Raw genomic sequence first — 15,304 nt, 5'->3', positions numbered from 1 at the left:
AATGCTATTGACGCCAGAGAACGTCAGTGATTGGATAAGTGGATACAAAAATACTTTCGGTGATGCATGCGGGCTGGATTCTCCACAGAAACGGTAGTTGCCACGACAGCTGAAGAAGAGGCGTACCGCCATATTCAACGGGCTCTTCGTGTCGGCAGGTACAAGCCGGGCGAACGGCTCATTCCGGAAGATATTGCTGCGGAGATCGGCATGAGCCGCATGCCCGTGCGTGAGGCCTTTCGCCGCTTGGCGTCGGACGGCCTTGTCATCTTGCGTCCCAATCGCGGCTGCATCGTCGCAGGCCTCACCCTGGACGAGCTTTACGAGATTTTCGAGATGCGTTCAGTACTTGAAGGCCTCGCCGTCAGGCTGGCGATCCCTCGTATCGGTGAAGACGAAATCGACGAGCTGGAGCGCCTGCTCGTTCGCATGGAACGTGCCGGCCAGAGTGGCAGCAGTGACTGGGTGGTCCGTCATCAGGAATTTCATCGCTTCATCTGCGAGCTCAGTCAAAGACCCAAGCTCATTCACCAGATTTCGGCGCTGCATGTGGTGATCGAGCCCTACATGCGCATCTGGTTCGACGATGTCGATAAGCCGCTCTCGGCACGTGAGGAGCATGAAGCGGTGATCGCGGCATTGCGCTCCGGCGACGCGCGCCATGCGGAGCAGACCATGCAGGATCATATTCTCGGCACAGCACCGATGCTGGCCGAGTTCGTTGCTCCGAGCAAGCGATAAACGCCGGCCGGACGGGAATGGCTCCAAACCGGCGGCAGGCCGGGCGCGGCCGCGGGAACAGCTAGATCAGCCTACCAAAAGGGAAAGCACATGAAAGTTCATCGACTAGCCGCAGTAGCGGCTCTATTCAGCATGCTGGGTTTCGGCCAAACGACACTTGCACAGGATGCGCCTAAGAGCATCACAATCGCCACCGAGGGTGCCTATGCGCCCTGGAACTTCATCACGGCCGACGGCAAACTCGATGGTCTCGAAGTCGACCTCGCCAATGATCTTTGCGCCAGGATGAAGATCCAGTGCACGATCGTCGCCCAGGATTGGGAAGGGCTAATCCCGTCGCTGCAGGTCGGCAAGTTCGACGTGATCATGGCGAGCATGTTCATCACGCCGACACGCCTTGAGACCATCGATTTCACGCAACCCTACGCCGTCGATCCGTCTGGATTTGCGGTCGCAAAAGATAGCGATCTCGGAAAGCTCGGCATTACGGCCGAGAAGTTCAAACTCGAAGACGAGGCAGGCTCCGCAGCCGCGATCGAGAAATTGAAGCCGCTCCTCAAAGGCAAGATCGTCGGCGTCCAGGCCGCCACTGCAAACCTTGAATTCCTCAAGAAGTACTTCGCCGATACCGTCGAAATCCGCGAATACAAGACCACCGAACAGCACGATCTCGATCTCGCAGCCGGCCGGGTCGATGCGCTCTTCGCGCAGCAGACGGCGCTGACTGCGACGCTCGCGAAGCCGGACTTCTCCGGATTCACGCTTGCCGGTCCGGGCTTCGTCGGCGGCGTCTTTGGTCTGGGAACCGGCGCCGGTATGCGCAAGGAAGATGCCAAGCTCAAGGTGATGCTGAACGCCGCGATCGATGGAGCGATCGCTGATGGCACCATCAAGCGCATTTCGGAAAAGTGGGTGAAAACAGATGTGACCCCGGTCAAGTAAGCGCAGGCGGACCCGTCCGGCGGGATCGGCATTGGCCGTTTCCGCCGGACGGCGCGCTGCTAGGCTGCGGTTCAGATGATGGATATTTTGCATATTCTAGCGTTCGGAAATGGCGGATGGGGCGCTGTGCTGCTGGCCGCGTCGGGTGTCACGCTTTCGCTGTCAGTGCTTGGCTTCCTTCTCGGCGCCGTGTTCGGCGCGCTGGCCGCAAGCGGCAGACTTTCCTCGCGTCGTGTCCCCGCATGGATCGCCCATGGCTATGGCACGGCGTTTCGGGGCGTGCCCGATCTCCTGACGATCTATCTTCTCTACTACGGCGGCAGCATTGCACTGACCCAACTCGGAAAATTCTTTGGAGCGACCGGTTTCATAGGGCTGCCGGCATTTTCAACCGGCGTTCTGGCGATAGGCATCATTTCCGGTGCCTATCAGGCCGAAGTCTATCGCGGCGCATACCACGCCGTCGACCCCGGACAGTTCGACGCGAGCAAGGCGCTCGGTTTCTCAGGCTGGCAATCCCTGCGGCTCGTCATCGTACCGCAATTGATGCGTCACGCTCTGCCCGGGCTCGGTAATGTGTGGCAGCTGGTGCTCAAGGATTCCGCGCTGATCTCTGTGATCGGTCTTGTCGAACTGATGCGCCAGGCCCAGATCGGCGCGGGTTCGACGCGGGAGCCCTTCATCTTCTACATTGCGGCAGGGGTACTCTATTTCGTCATCGCCGCCGTTACCGCACAGGTCTTCCGCTACAGTGAGATGCGCGCTTGGCGGGGCATGGCTCGCACATGATCGACTTCGCCTTCTTTCTCGAGATAATTCCCACCTTGCTGGCCGGCTTGCCGCTGACATTGCAGCTCGCAGCTCTGTCGATCACGATCGGCTTCATCCTCGCCCTGCTGCTTGCCCTTGCCCAACAGGGCAATCATCGCATTGCGGTCTGGTCCATTCGCTTCTTCGTCTCGATCTTTCGGGGCACGCCGCTGCTGGTGCAGATTTTCCTGATCTACTATGGCCTCGGTCAGTTTCGACCGTCGCTGCAGGCGATGGGGCTCTGGTGGCTGTTCCGAGAGCCTTATTGGTGCGCCATCATCGCGCTCAGTCTCAACACGGCCGCCTATGGCAGTGAAATTCTGCGCGGTGCGATACAGGGCGTCCCACGCGGCCTGATCGAAGCCGCAACTGCCTTTGGCATGTCGAGGTTCCTCACACTGCGCCGCATCATCCTGCCCCTGGCCTTGCGGCAGGCGATCCCGAGCTACAGCAATGAGATCATCCTCATGATCAAGGGCACATCGCTTGCCTCGATCATCACGCTGATGGAGGTCACCGGCATTGCCCAGGGGCTCATTTCGCAAACCTATCGTGCCGTCGAGGTCTTCATCGCCGCCGGCGCTATCTATCTCACCCTGAATTTCATGATCATTTCGGCGCTGAACGCGCTGGAAACGTGGCTCACCCCCTACCGGGTGCGTGCCTAAGGCACGCCTTGCCGCAAATGACGAGGAGAACGAATAACATGCGCAATTTCGAGAAGCCGACGCGCTCCGTCGCCGTGTCGCGACATGCGATGGCGGCAACGTCACACCCTTCCGCAACCCTTACGGCGTTGCAGATCATGGCAGCGGGCGGCAACGCCATGGATGCGGCAATCGCCGCCTGCGCCGTACAATGCGTCGTCGAACCGGGCTCGACAGGCATCGGCGGTGATTGTTTCGCCCTCTATGCTCCAAAAGGATCGGATCAGGTCCTCGCCTATAATGGTTCGGGCCGAACACCTGCCGCCCTCACAGCCAACTGGTTCGAGGAACGCGGATTGACGGACGTGCCCCGCCAGTCGCCCTCTGCGGTGACTATTCCCGGGGCGATCGACGCCTGGACACGCCTCCATGCTGACCATGGTCAGCTTCCTTTTGCCGATGTGCTGGCGCCGGCGATCCGCTTTGCCGAGGAGGGGTATGCGATCACGCCACGCGTTCATCGCGACTGGTCCCTGGAGGAAAAGATGCTCGCGGCGGATGCGACGGCAGCGAGGATCTTCCTGCCGAACGGGAGAGCACCGAAGATCGGGGAGGTTCACCGGCAGCCGGAACTGGCGGAAACGCTGAAACGCATCGCCACCGATGGACGCAGCGCCTTCTACGAAGGGCCGGTCGCCGAGGACATGGTGTCATATCTGCGCGCGCTCGGCGGACTTCACACGATGGAAGATTTCGCCGACGCGCATGGCGAATACGTGACCCCGGTCACGACAGAGTTCCGTGGCTACACGATCCACGAATGCCCGCCGAATGGCCAGGGCATCATCGCGCTGCTGATCCTCAACATCCTCAGCCGCTTCGACCCCAAGGGCGACCCGCAATCGCCCGACAGGCTGCATATCGAGATCGAGGCGACCCGGCTTGCCTATGCCGCGCGCGATGCGTGGATCGCCGATCCCGACAAGGCGAATGTGCCGGTCGATGAACTGCTGTCCGACGCATTCGCTGACAGGCTTGCATCGATGATCGATCTCAGCCGCGCCCTGACCAACCTGCCTGCTTTCGAGATGCCGCTTCACCGCGATACCGTCTACATTTCGGTGGTCGACCGCGACCGCAACGCCGTGAGCTTCATCAACTCGATTTTCGACAGCTTCGGCACAGGGCTCGTTGCCCCTCGATCCGGCGTCATCCTTCACAATCGCGGCCAGAGCTTCTCGCTCGAGCCGGGCCATCCCAACCGGGTCGGACCGTCAAAGCGGCCGCTTCACACCATCATTCCCGGCATGATGACGAAAAACGGCAGGGTGGAAATGCCGTTCGGCGTCATGGGAGGATACTACCAGGCGCTCGGCCATGCCCACCTGATCTCCAAGGTCGTCGATTACGGGATGGACTTGCAGGAAGCGATCGATCTTCCCCGCTTCATACCGACATCCGATGGAACCAGGGTTGAGGCGGAGCATACGCTCGCAGGCTCGACCCGAGCCGAACTTGAGCGGCGGGGCTTCGTTCTGGCACCAGCGGAGGATCCGATAGGCGGCGCTCAGGCGATCCGCATCGATTGGGAGAACGGAACTCTGATCGGCGCTTCGGAACCGAGGAAAGACGGCGTCGCGTTGGGGCTTTAGGTCACGGAGGCTCAGTCGAAGAAGCCCGCATCCTCTTCGCTGAGATACCTCCTGGCCGCTTCGGCGTCGATATCGAGGCCCAGCCCGGGCGCTTCCAGTAGGTCCACCATGCTGTCCTTGACGATCTGCGGCGGCAAGCCGATTACCAGATCCTCCCACCAGGGGTCGGAGGCGCTCGGATATTCGAACGCGATGTAATTTGCAGGCAAGGTGGCGCAGACATTGATCAACGCGCCGAGGCCTAGCAGGCCGTTGGCGGTTCCGTGCGGTGCCATCAGGATCGAGTGCATGTAGGCGTGCTCGGCAACCCATTTGAGTTCGGCAATGCCGCCAATATCGGCTGGATCGGGGCCGATGACGCGGACCGCCTGCGTCTCGATCAGTTCCTTGAAATTGTGCCGCAGATAGATCTGCTCGCCAGTGTGGATCGGCGTCGAGGTGGAGGTGGTCAGTTCCCGATAGGCCTGCGGATTGACCCATGGCACATAGTCGCCCGTCAGCATGTCCTCGAGCCACATCAAATTGTACTTCTCTACCGCGCGAGCGAACTTAATCGCATCGGGCAGCATCCAGCCCGGGCCGCAGTCGAGCGCCAGGCTGACTTTGTCGCCCAGCACTTCCCTCATCGCGATCACGCAGTCGAGCATGTGATTGAAACCGCGCTCGCTGATCACGCCCTGATCCATGGCGCCGTGATAGCCGGCCTTCTTCTGCGTCACGCCGTAGTGGAAGCCCTCAATGGTGTCCTTCATGTTGGAGTGGAACGAGATTCCTTGCTTGACCATGAAGAAGTTCTGCGGCTGCTCCATCATCCATTTGACGTCAGCGGCGTAATCCTCCGGCCGGTCGCCCGTGCGTTTCCGGCGGATCGAGCCATTGTAGACGCGCACCTTGTCGCGCACCTTGCCGCCGAGCAGTTTATAAACGGGTACGCCCGCGGCCTTGCCGGCAATATCCCACAGTGCATGCTCGATAGCGCTTACCGCCGCGCCGTACGGCTTGAACGAGCCCCGTTGGCGGATCTTCAGCATCACTCTCTCGACGTCGGTCGGGTCCTCGCCGATCAGCGCCTCGCGGAAATGCAGCACCCAGGGCTTGAGGTAGGACTTGGTGAACTCGACTTCGCCCAAGCCATAGAGGCCCTCGTCCGTAACGATGCGGACGATCGGGTGTTGGCCGATAACGGCACAGCGGAGGTCGGTGATCTTCATCTTTTTCTTCTCAGCTCCAGGTGCGATCCCAGGAATATTCATCGTCCCAGTGATCCGTAGGCCGCCAGATACCGGTGACACCCGGCTGCAGATGCTGCGAGATGACCTCGTCGACGACGTCGTCAATCCCCAGGCCCGGCTTGTCCGGAACAGTGATAAAGCCGTCCTTCACGAGTGGCTTGGGGAGGCCGGTGACGATATCGTCCCACCAGTCGACATCGGCAGAGTGGTATTCGAGCGCCATGAAGTTCTCGGTCGCGGTCGCAACATGTGCCGCGGCCATTGCGGCGATTGGACTTTCTGCCATGTGGATGGCCATGGCGACACCATGGTCCTGCGCCATGTCGCCGATCTTTTTGGTCTCGAGAATGCCCCCACTGGTGAGCAGATCCGGGTGGATAACGGAGACGCCGCGGCTCTTGAGCAGAGGCTCGAAGCCCTCCTTGAGATATATGTCCTCGCCGGTGCAGATCGGCACAGTGGTGGCGTCCTGAAGTTGTCTGTACTGCTCGGTGTACTGCCATGGGATCACATCCTCGAGCCAGGCTGGGACGTATTTTTCAATTCGCCTGGCAAGGCGAATACCGTTCTGCACCGAGATGTGGCCGATGTGGTCGATGGCGAGCGGAATATCCATGCCGATGACCTCACGAACCTCGGCAATGTATTGCTCGAGGAAGTCGAGGCCCTTGTCGGAAAAGTGGAGGCCGGTAAACGGGTGAGGGACGTTATGCAAATCGTACGCAGCGTTGCGGTTGCGCCGCTCTTCATTGGTCTTCATCGGGCCACGGCCGGGTTGCTCGCGGTACCCTTCAAGTGACCCGGCAGGAGACACGACCGCGCCGGGCACATCCGCGATCTGCATCAGCCCCAGATCCATCTTGAGGAAGGTGAAGCCGCGCTCCATGCGCTCCTTGAGACGCTTGCCGGTCTCGGTGCCGCTCGGCACGGTGGCGTCGGTGTCGCAGTAAACGCGCACCTTCTCCCGAAACCGGCCGCCGAGCATCTGGTAGACGGGGACGCCATAGGCCTTGCCGGCAAGATCCCATAACGCGATTTCGACGGCCGATACGCCGCCGCCTTGCCGGCCATGCCCGCCGAACTGCTTGATCCGGCGAAACAGGCGGTCGATGTTGCACGGGTTCTCGCCCAGCAACCGGCTCTTCAGCATCAGAGCGTAGGTGGCGCTGGCGCCGTCGCGCACCTCGCCAAGCCCGACGATGCCCTGGTTGGTGTAAATCTTAAGCAGCACTGATGTGAACGGCGCGCCGACGATTTCGGCGACCCGCATGTCGATGATGCGAAGGTCGGACGGCTTGGAATGCGTGTTCACCCGATTGAGCGCCTCGTCGGCTCCACCTGCGTTTGGCATGATTGATTTATCCTCGTCTTGGTCGGCGAGGCTTGTCGCCACGCACGCTGGGGCGGCATAGAGCGTTGCTAGTCCAGCTCTATCTCGTGGTCCTGAAGGTAGTCGCGGTTCATCTCAACACCGAGGCCAGGCTTCGACGTGAGCTTGAGGCTGCCGTTCGAAACATCGAGCGGAGTATCGATGAGGTGATCGTATTTGCCCAGGTTCCACTCCGACGTTTCGAGTTTGTAGAAGTTAGGAACGGTCATCATCACCTGCGCTCCCGCAACCACGTTGATCGGCCCTGCGGCGTCATGCGGCGAGACGGGGATGTAGTAGGCTTCGCATAGGGCGGAAATCTTCTTGAGTTCGGTAATGCCGCCGGTCCAGGTGACATCGGGCATGATGTAGTCGGCGAGCCTCTGCTCGAGCACCGGCACGAAATCCCACTTCGTGTGGCCGCGCTCGCCCCACGAAATAGCGGCACTGACCTTCTCGCGGACCTGCTTGAGAGCGCTGAGGCTCTCGGGCGGGCAGGGCTCCTCGAACCAGTCGATCTGACCGGCTTCCTCGAGGCTGCGGCAGAGGCGGATGGCGGTGGGAACGTCGAAGCGGCCATGCGCATCGATGAGGATATCGACATCGGAGCCCGCCGTTTCGCGGATCAGAGCCGTGAGTTCGGCGGCTTCTCGCTCATCCTTGCGGGTCATGCTGCCATCGAGGTAGCCGTCCCGCTGTTCGCGGGACTGTCCATCGGCGGTGCGGCCCTGCTGGGGGAAAGGATCGAACTTGAGCGCCGTGTGGCCGGATTCGACGATGTCCCGAATTTCGCGGACCACAGCCTCCTTGCTGGTAAATTTGGCCTGGTTGGGATGCGTGTAGAGCGCGATTTCATCGCGTACCGGTCCGCCCAACAACTCGTAAGTCGGCCTGCCGAGGACTTTACCTCGGATGTCCCAGAGGGCTATGTCGATGGCGCTCACGCATTCGACCGCGGCGCCGCGACTGCCCATATAGGTGAAGCTGCGGAATACCTTGTGCCACAGATACTCGATGCGCGCCGGGTCCTCGCCTGTCACAGCGGCGCCGATCTGCCGCAGGATCGTGCAGAGGGCGCGGTTGGCGAGCCTTGTCGTGGTGGTGATCTCTCCCCAGCCGCTCACCCCCTCGTCGGTCGTCACTTCGACGAACAGGAATTCTCCCCAATAAGAAGCATCGGACTTGACCAGCCACGGCCGAACGCTCGTGATTTTCATCTCAACTGCCTTTATCTGACGCGGTCGGGATAACGATGTTCCAGACCAGATATCTATCCTGCCCGAGCGGCGCTACGCGCGCGCATGTGTTCGAGGACATGCCGGCCGGAGCCCTCGACATGGCGTGCGATAAGTTCGGCTGCCTCGTCCGCATTTCCCGCTTTTACATGTGCGATGAGTTCACGGTGCTCGCGAAGGATCGCGGCACGCCGGGCAAGCGTGAAATTGAAACGCCGGCTCACGGCGCGCAGCACTTCGCGATGCTTCCACCAAAGCTCGGCGGCATGGTGGTTGTAGTGTCGCTGGTACATCACGGTGTGAAAGGCAGTGTCCAGTTCGCTGTGCCTGTGCGTGTCGGCGAAGTTGTTCTCTTCGATCAAGCCTTGGATACGTTCGAGTTCAGCAATGTCTTCGACGGTGGCCATATTCACGAACCATCGTGTCAGGGCCGGCTCGATCAAGACTCCAATCTCGTAGATGTCCCGAACAAAATCCTGGTCTATGGGCCGGACGCGTGCTCCGCGGTTGGCAACAAAGGTGACAAAGCCTTCTCCGCGCAGCAGTTGCAGTGCCTCGCGCACGGGGTTGGTCGAGGTGCCGTGGCGCCGGGCGAGATCGGTGACGACAAGCCGTTCGTTGGCGGCGAGCCTCCCTTCGATGATGTCTTCCCTGATCAGCTGATAAAGCGAGGCACCCTCGCTGGAGGCCCCGATGGCGTCGATCCCTGCGGGTGGCTGTGCTTTAAAATCGCTTTCTTCGGCCAAGGCGGTCCCCAAATCAATACAGATATTGCTCGGATATCACGCAGAGTTTCCATAAACAATGTACGATCTGTCATGTTGACAGGCAATCCTTGATCTGAAAAAGTATGAAGTGCTCGAAGGGATACATTGGCCGGAAACGTCCGCGGCCCGCGAGCAAGGACCGCTCGCCTCGAAGCAGAGCGGCATGGGAGAAACCTGGAGGATACCCTATGACGAGGATTTCACTCGGCAGTGCCGTCCTGCGCGGCGCTGTCTCCACTGCTTTGATGATGTCTTTGATGTCCGCGTCAGCGTTGGGTGCGCCGCCGGTCGACTTGAGCAAGTGGTCGCCGGAATATGTGCGCTCCATTGCCGGCACTCAGGATTTCGACACGGCCGGCGATTGCGGCAAGGTCACCTCGCTCGACTACAAGGGGCGGCTGACTTTCTGGTATCAGGGTGTGTTTGAGGGCGATCCCGATCTCCTGCGTCAGTATTACAAGGAGTTCTTCGAGGCGTTCCGCAAGACCTATCCAAACATCCAGCTTGAGGAACAGGCGCTCACCTATAACGACCTTCTGGACAAGTTCCGGACCGCTCTCCTGGGCAATGCGGCGCCCATGGCGGTCCGCCTGCAAATCCTTGGTGGCACCGAGTTTGCCGCAAAGGGCTATCTGGAGCCGCTCAAGCCCGAGGATGTAGGGTATTCGACCGAGGACTTCTGGCCCGGCGCAATGAAGGCCGTGACCTGGGAGGGCGTGACCTACGGCATCCCAACCAACAACGAGACGATGGCGTTCATCTGGAACGCGGACATCTTCAAGCGTGCGGGCCTCGATCCGGACAAGGCTCCGGCAACCTGGGACGACGTCGTCAAGTATTCCAAGCAGATCCACGACAAGCTCGGCATCGCCGGTTACGGCCTCGTGGCTCGCAAGAATGCCGGCAATACGCCGTACCGCTTCATGCCGCAGCTATGGGCCTATGGCGGCGGCGTCTTCGACGAAGCCACCGCGAGCCCGACCTATAAGCAGGTCAAGCTCAACAGCCCGGAAAGCAAGGCGGCGCTGCAAGCCTCGTACGATATGTATGTCCGCGACAAGTCGGTTCCGGTTTCGGCACTTACCAACCAGCAGGCAGATAACCAGCCCCTCTTCCTCGCTGGCCAGCTCGGCATGATGGTCTCGCATCCGTCCGACTACAATGTCATGCTCGACCTGCAGAAGAAGGCGACAGGTACCGACAAGGACAAGGCGCAGACCGTCATCGACAACATGCGCTACGGTCTGATTCCGACCGGGCCTGACGGCAAGCGTGCCGTCGTGTTTGGCGGCTCGAACATTCATATCCTGAAGCCCGAATATGTCGAGGGCGGCAAGGTGGACGAGCCGGCTGCAAAGGCTATCATCTGCATGTGGACGAGCCCGGAATGGTCGCTGAAGATGGCGTATGCCGGCTCGAACCCGGGCAACCTCAACGGCTTCAAGACCAAATGGATGAAGGAACGTCTCGACAACATCAAGTTCCTTGATGTCACGACCTCGATGCTGCCATACGGCATCCCGTTCCCGGCGCTGCCGGAGACCCCCGAGATCATGAATATCATCATCCCGGACATGCTGCAGAATGCCCTGACCGGAGCCATGACCGTCGACCAGGCAGCCGACGACGCGGCCAAGAAGGTGGAAGGCCTGATCGACGGCGGACTCTAGTCCAAGCCTGATCACGATCTGACCGGCTGCGCCGAGGCGCAGCCGGTTTGTTCCGAAGAATAGGGGCACGCCATAGTGACGATCCTGATCGGCAAGGCCGAGGCTCACGGAAGACTGCAACCCGGTAGGTCCGGCATACTGCGAAAGATTTGGGAGCATCGCGCCGACTACGCGTACGTGCTCCCTGCGATCGCCGTGATGCTCGTCGTGATAGCCTATCCGATCTATTACACGATCGAGCTGTCGTTCTTCAATACACCGCCGGCTCTGCAGCTCCGGGACAAGGTTTTCATCGGCCTCAACAACTACACCGCCATCCTCACAAGTCCGGTGTTCTGGAAGGTCACGTCGAACACGCTTATCTGGACACTGGGATCCACTCTCATCTCATTTGTCCTCGGGTTTGCCAGCGCGTTGGCGCTCCATCGCGACTTTGTCGGACGTGGCCTCCTGCGCGCCATCCTGATCATTCCCTGGGTCATCAGCGCGGTTGCTGCGTCCTATATCTGGAAGTGGATCTACCATTCGGACTTTGGCATCATCGGCGCGGTGCTGGTAGGCCTCGGATTGGCCGACCGGCCGCCGAATTTCATCGACAGCGTCAGCACCGTGCTGCCCTCGCTGATCGTCGTCAATATCTGGCGGGAGTTTCCGTTTGCCATGATCATGATGATGGCCGGCCTGCAGACCGTCCCCGACCAGTTGCTGCGCGCCGCAAAAGTCGATGGAGCCAATGCATGGCAACGGTTCTGGCACGTTACCTTCCCGCACGTGAGAAACGTCTCGACGGTGACGATCCTTCTGTTGGCAGTGGCCAACTTCAATTCCTTTATCATCCCCTGGATCATGACCGCCGGCGGGCCGTCGAACGCATCGCATATCTGGATCACTCACATTTATGAGCTCGCCTTCGGTCGCCAGCGCTGGGGGGTGGCATCGGCCTATTCGGTGCTGCTGTTCATGATCGTGATGTCGCTCGGCTACTTCTACGTCCGTGCGCTAAGCGGCAACGAGCGAAAGGATGGGAGCGCATGAGCACGATTGCCGAGAGCGCTCCTCGAAGCCAGACCCGTCGTCGGCGCATCGACGGATGGCGGTGGAGCGGACGTATCTTCCTCGTGTTCATACTGCTTTACACCGCGTTGCCGATGATCTGGATGCTGATCACCTCGATCAAATCCGGCTTCGCGGCCATGCAATTCCCTCCGCAATGGTGGCCTGACCAACCCACCCTTGCCAGCTACGAGAAGCTGCTCGATCCGCAAAACAGCGTCGGCCAGGATTTCCTCCGCTTCTTCTGGAACAGCCTTTTCGTCTCCACTGCCACGACCATTCTTTCGGTGATCGTGGCAGTTCCCGCGGCCTACGCGTTTTCGCGCTTCACCTTCCCGGGCCGGAACTTTCTGTTCTTCGCCGTCTTGCTCCGCAACATGTTCCCGGCGGTGATCTTTCTCGTGCCGCTCTTCATCCTGATGCGTGCGGTCGGGCTGGTGAACACACATGGGTCGCTCATTCTCACCTACCTCACATTCGGCCTGCCGCTGGCAATCTGGCTCCTCAAGGGCTTCTACGACAACATCCCGGTGCAGCTCGAGCAGGCCGCGCGCATCGACGGAGCGACGCGGTTCCAGGCCTTCATCCTGATCGTGATGCCGCTCTCGGTGCCGGGAATCATCGCCACGGCGATCTATTCCTTCATCGGCGCGTGGAACGAGTACATCTACGCCTACACCTTCCTCACCAAGAACGACCAGTTGACGCTGCCGGTCGGCATCCAGCGTTTCTTCTCGGAAAATACGACGGACTTCCCGGGGTTGATGGCGGCCAGCTTCATGATGAGCGTGCCCGTCGTGGTCCTGTTCCTCGTCCTGCAACGATATTTCGTACGCGCCCTTACAGAAGGCGCAGTCAAGCACTAGGGAGTTGCCCGTGGCCCACGTGGTCCTTAAAGATCTCGTCAAGACCTATGGCAGCTTCAAAGCTGTCAACAATGTTTCGCTGACGGTCAATGACGGCGAATTCGTCGCACTCGTCGGCCCTTCAGGCTGCGGCAAGACAACCACGCTCAATCTCGTAGCGGGGCTGATCCCCATCACATCGGGTGACATCGTCATCGGGGACAGGGTGGTCAACGACCTCGACCCCAAGGACCGGGACATCGCAATGGTGTTCCAGAACTACGCGCTCTATCCGCAAAAATCGGTCTATAAAAATCTGGCGTTCCCGCTGCAGATGCGCAAACTGCCAAAGGACGAGATCGACAAGAAGGTCAGGGACGCAGCGCGAGTGCTCGACATGACGCAGCTGCTCGAACGCAAGCCGCGCGAACTTTCGGGCGGGCAACAACAGCGCGTGGCCCTGGGTCGCGCCCTCGTTCGAGATCCGGCGGTATTCCTGATGGACGAACCGCTCTCCAATCTCGATGCAAAGCTGCGCGTGCAGATGCGGTCGGAGATCAAGCGCTTCCACCAGGACCTCAAGGCGACGATCATCTATGTGACGCATGACCAGCTCGAAGCCGTAACCATGGCCGATAGGATGGCGGTGATGAATGGCGGCTACCTGCAGCAATACGATTCACCGGCGCAGGTCTTTGCCCATCCGGTGAACATGTTCGTCGCCAGCTTCGTTGGCAGCCCGGCGATGAGCCTTGTTCCTCTTGAGGTATCAACGGCAAGCGGCACCACCGTGTTGACCAGCGCGGAGGGCTGGCGCCTCGAGCTCTCGCCACACAACGCCCGGAAGGTCGCAAATGCAACCACCCGGAAAGTCGTGCTTGGCGCACGTCACTCGACGATCAAGCTGCACAAGAGTGCGGTGCCAGGAAGCATCCCCGCCAAGGCCTACACGGTGGAGCCGACCGGAGACGTCACCTTCGTACAGGCGTTCCTGTCTGGTGCCATCGTCAACGTCAGCGTGCCGCCGACCATTGCTGTCGCGCCCGACGAGCAGATTTGGCTCGAGTTCGACCAGGAGCGGATGCATCTGTTCGACGGCGAAACAGAAATGGCCCTCAAGGCCAACTGAGACAGAGCGGATGCGTGTGGAACGAGGGCGTGGATGACGACGAAGCTTAAAATCACCGCTATCAAGCCCTATCCGGTATGGGTGGGAACGCGCAACCAGATGCTCGTCAAGGTCGAGACCGACAGCGGCATCTTCGGCTGGGGCGAGAGCGGCTTGAGCGGTCGCGAGAAGGCCGTGGCCGGCGCGATCGAGCACTATCGCGAATTTCTCATCGGCCGCGACCCGATGCAGATTGGCCGGATCTGGCAAGAAGTCTATCGCAGCCAATACTTCGAAGGCGGGCGCGTGCTCCAGGCGGCGATATCAGCCATCGACATTGCCCTTCACGACATCAAGGGCAAGGCGCTGGGAGTGCCGGTCTTCGAACTGCTGGGCGGCAAGCAGCGCGACCGCATTCCCACCTTCGCCTCGACCGGTGACGAGGCCGAGGGCGAAGTTGCCATCGAACGAGCCCGCGAACTACGCGCACAGGGGTGGCAGGCGATCCGCTTCTTCCCCATCGGGCAAAACAGCAAGGACATCTTTGAGCCGCGCGAATCGATCGGCGCTACCGCAACGATGCTGAACAAGGCGCGCGAGGCGCTGGGCGACGACGTCGTCCTCGGCATCGACTATCATCATCGGTTGTCGGTGGCAGAGGCGGCGAGCTTCTGCAACAGGCTCGGCCGTGGCGTGCTTGATTTCCTCGAGGAGCCGATACGGGACGAGACACCGGAGGCCTACGAATCCCTCCGCACGATGACCGACATCCCGTTCGCCATCGGCGAGGAATTTGCCAGCAAGTGGCAATTCCTGCCCTACATCGAGCGCGGCATCCATCAGTTCAACCGGCTCGATGTCTGCAATGTCGGCGGGCTCACTGAAGCGATGAAGGTCGCTGGCTGGAGCGAGGCGCATTATGTGGACCTGATGCCGCACAATCCTCTCGGCCCAGTCTGCACGGCCGCGACCATCCATCTCGCCGCCGCCGTGCCGAATTTCGCCTGGCTCGAGACAAGGGCACCCGAAACAAGGCTGGGCTTCGACAATTCCGACTTCTTCCCCGTGCAACCCCGGCTCGACGGCCCCGACTATCCGGTCAGCGATCTGCCGGGGCTCGGCGTCGAGGTCAACGAGGAGGCGGTCAAGGCGGAGAGCTTTCGTTTCTGGGAAGCGCCTCACCTGAAGCGCCGCGACGGTTCTGTTACCAACTGGTAGTTTCATCCATCGGAG

Annotated in this window: 14 protein-coding genes; 10 read left to right on the top strand and 4 right to left on the bottom strand. The window is 60.4% G+C overall.

The window, feature by feature from the left end:
* Positions 1 to 66: 66 nt before the first annotated feature.
* The 5 genes from ACSQ26_RS12180 to ggt all read left to right on the top strand — a co-directional run bounded on the left by ACSQ26_RS12180 (position 67) and on the right by ggt (position 4,792).
* Positions 67 to 741: a GntR family transcriptional regulator gene (locus tag ACSQ26_RS12180; protein WP_436009078.1), complete on the top strand. Its 675-nt coding sequence runs from the start codon at positions 67 to 69 to the stop codon at positions 739 to 741.
* Between the two features lie 90 nt (positions 742 to 831).
* Complete coding sequence (locus tag ACSQ26_RS12175) at positions 832 to 1,683, top strand: transporter substrate-binding domain-containing protein (protein ID WP_436009076.1); 852 nt, start codon at positions 832 to 834, stop codon at positions 1,681 to 1,683.
* Between the two features lie 75 nt (positions 1,684 to 1,758).
* Positions 1,759 to 2,472 carry an ABC transporter permease gene (locus tag ACSQ26_RS12170; protein WP_436009074.1) on the top strand — a complete coding sequence of 238 codons (714 nt, stop codon included), beginning with the start codon at positions 1,759 to 1,761 and terminating at the stop codon, positions 2,470 to 2,472.
* Entirely contained in the window at positions 2,469 to 3,161 is a 693-nt protein-coding gene (locus tag ACSQ26_RS12165) for an ABC transporter permease (RefSeq protein ID WP_436009072.1), read from the top strand. Before ACSQ26_RS12170 ends, ACSQ26_RS12165 begins: the two co-directional genes overlap by 4 nt.
* 38 nt (positions 3,162 to 3,199) lie before the next feature.
* The gene (gene ggt, locus ACSQ26_RS12160; RefSeq protein ID WP_436009070.1) at positions 3,200 to 4,792 is read left to right on the top strand and encodes a gamma-glutamyltransferase; all 1,593 of its coding nucleotides are present in this window, start codon (positions 3,200 to 3,202) and stop codon (positions 4,790 to 4,792) included.
* A gap of 11 nt (positions 4,793 to 4,803) precedes the next feature.
* Here the strand turns inward: ggt and ACSQ26_RS12155 are convergent, their stop codons facing one another.
* The 4 genes from ACSQ26_RS12155 to ACSQ26_RS12140 all read right to left on the bottom strand — a co-directional run bounded on the left by ACSQ26_RS12155 (position 4,804) and on the right by ACSQ26_RS12140 (position 9,374).
* Positions 4,804 to 6,003 (bottom strand): mandelate racemase/muconate lactonizing enzyme family protein, encoded by a 1,200-nt coding sequence (locus ACSQ26_RS12155; RefSeq protein ID WP_436009068.1) that lies wholly within the window; start codon positions 6,001 to 6,003, stop codon positions 4,804 to 4,806.
* Positions 6,004 to 6,013: 10 nt separating this feature from the next.
* Complete coding sequence (locus ACSQ26_RS12150; RefSeq protein ID WP_436009066.1) at positions 6,014 to 7,375, bottom strand: mandelate racemase/muconate lactonizing enzyme family protein; 1,362 nt, start codon at positions 7,373 to 7,375, stop codon at positions 6,014 to 6,016.
* 68 nt (positions 7,376 to 7,443) lie between these two features.
* On the bottom strand, positions 7,444 to 8,610 hold the full coding sequence (locus ACSQ26_RS12145) for a mandelate racemase/muconate lactonizing enzyme family protein (protein ID WP_436009064.1): 1,167 nt from the start codon (positions 8,608 to 8,610) through the stop codon (positions 7,444 to 7,446).
* A gap of 53 nt (positions 8,611 to 8,663) precedes the next feature.
* On the bottom strand, positions 8,664 to 9,374 hold the full coding sequence (locus tag ACSQ26_RS12140; protein ID WP_436009062.1) for a GntR family transcriptional regulator: 711 nt from the start codon (positions 9,372 to 9,374) through the stop codon (positions 8,664 to 8,666).
* Between the two features lie 209 nt (positions 9,375 to 9,583).
* On the opposite strand from ACSQ26_RS12140, the gene ACSQ26_RS12135 reads away from it, so the two are divergent.
* The 5 genes from ACSQ26_RS12135 to ACSQ26_RS12115 all read left to right on the top strand — a co-directional run bounded on the left by ACSQ26_RS12135 (position 9,584) and on the right by ACSQ26_RS12115 (position 15,289).
* The gene (locus tag ACSQ26_RS12135; RefSeq protein ID WP_436009060.1) at positions 9,584 to 11,065 is read left to right on the top strand and encodes an ABC transporter substrate-binding protein; all 1,482 of its coding nucleotides are present in this window, start codon (positions 9,584 to 9,586) and stop codon (positions 11,063 to 11,065) included.
* A 75-nt stretch (positions 11,066 to 11,140) separates the two neighbouring features.
* Positions 11,141 to 12,100 carry a carbohydrate ABC transporter permease gene (locus tag ACSQ26_RS12130; protein ID WP_436009058.1) on the top strand — a complete coding sequence of 320 codons (960 nt, stop codon included), beginning with the start codon at positions 11,141 to 11,143 and terminating at the stop codon, positions 12,098 to 12,100.
* Positions 12,097 to 12,984 carry a carbohydrate ABC transporter permease gene (locus ACSQ26_RS12125; RefSeq protein ID WP_436009056.1) on the top strand — a complete coding sequence of 296 codons (888 nt, stop codon included), beginning with the start codon at positions 12,097 to 12,099 and terminating at the stop codon, positions 12,982 to 12,984. Before ACSQ26_RS12130 ends, ACSQ26_RS12125 begins: the two co-directional genes overlap by 4 nt.
* A 10-nt stretch (positions 12,985 to 12,994) precedes the next feature.
* Positions 12,995 to 14,092, top strand: a complete 1,098-nt coding sequence (locus ACSQ26_RS12120; protein ID WP_436009054.1) for an ABC transporter ATP-binding protein — start codon at positions 12,995 to 12,997, stop codon at positions 14,090 to 14,092.
* Between the two features lie 33 nt (positions 14,093 to 14,125).
* Positions 14,126 to 15,289 (top strand): mandelate racemase/muconate lactonizing enzyme family protein, encoded by a 1,164-nt coding sequence (locus tag ACSQ26_RS12115; RefSeq protein ID WP_436009052.1) that lies wholly within the window; start codon positions 14,126 to 14,128, stop codon positions 15,287 to 15,289.
* The last annotated feature ends 15 nt before the right edge of the window (positions 15,290 to 15,304 follow it).

It is taken from the genome of Rhizobium sp. LjRoot254, from assembly GCF_964254105.1.
Taxonomy (GTDB): domain Bacteria; phylum Pseudomonadota; class Alphaproteobacteria; order Rhizobiales; family Rhizobiaceae; genus Rhizobium_E.
This window is presented reverse-complemented; position numbering and strand designations above follow the sequence as displayed.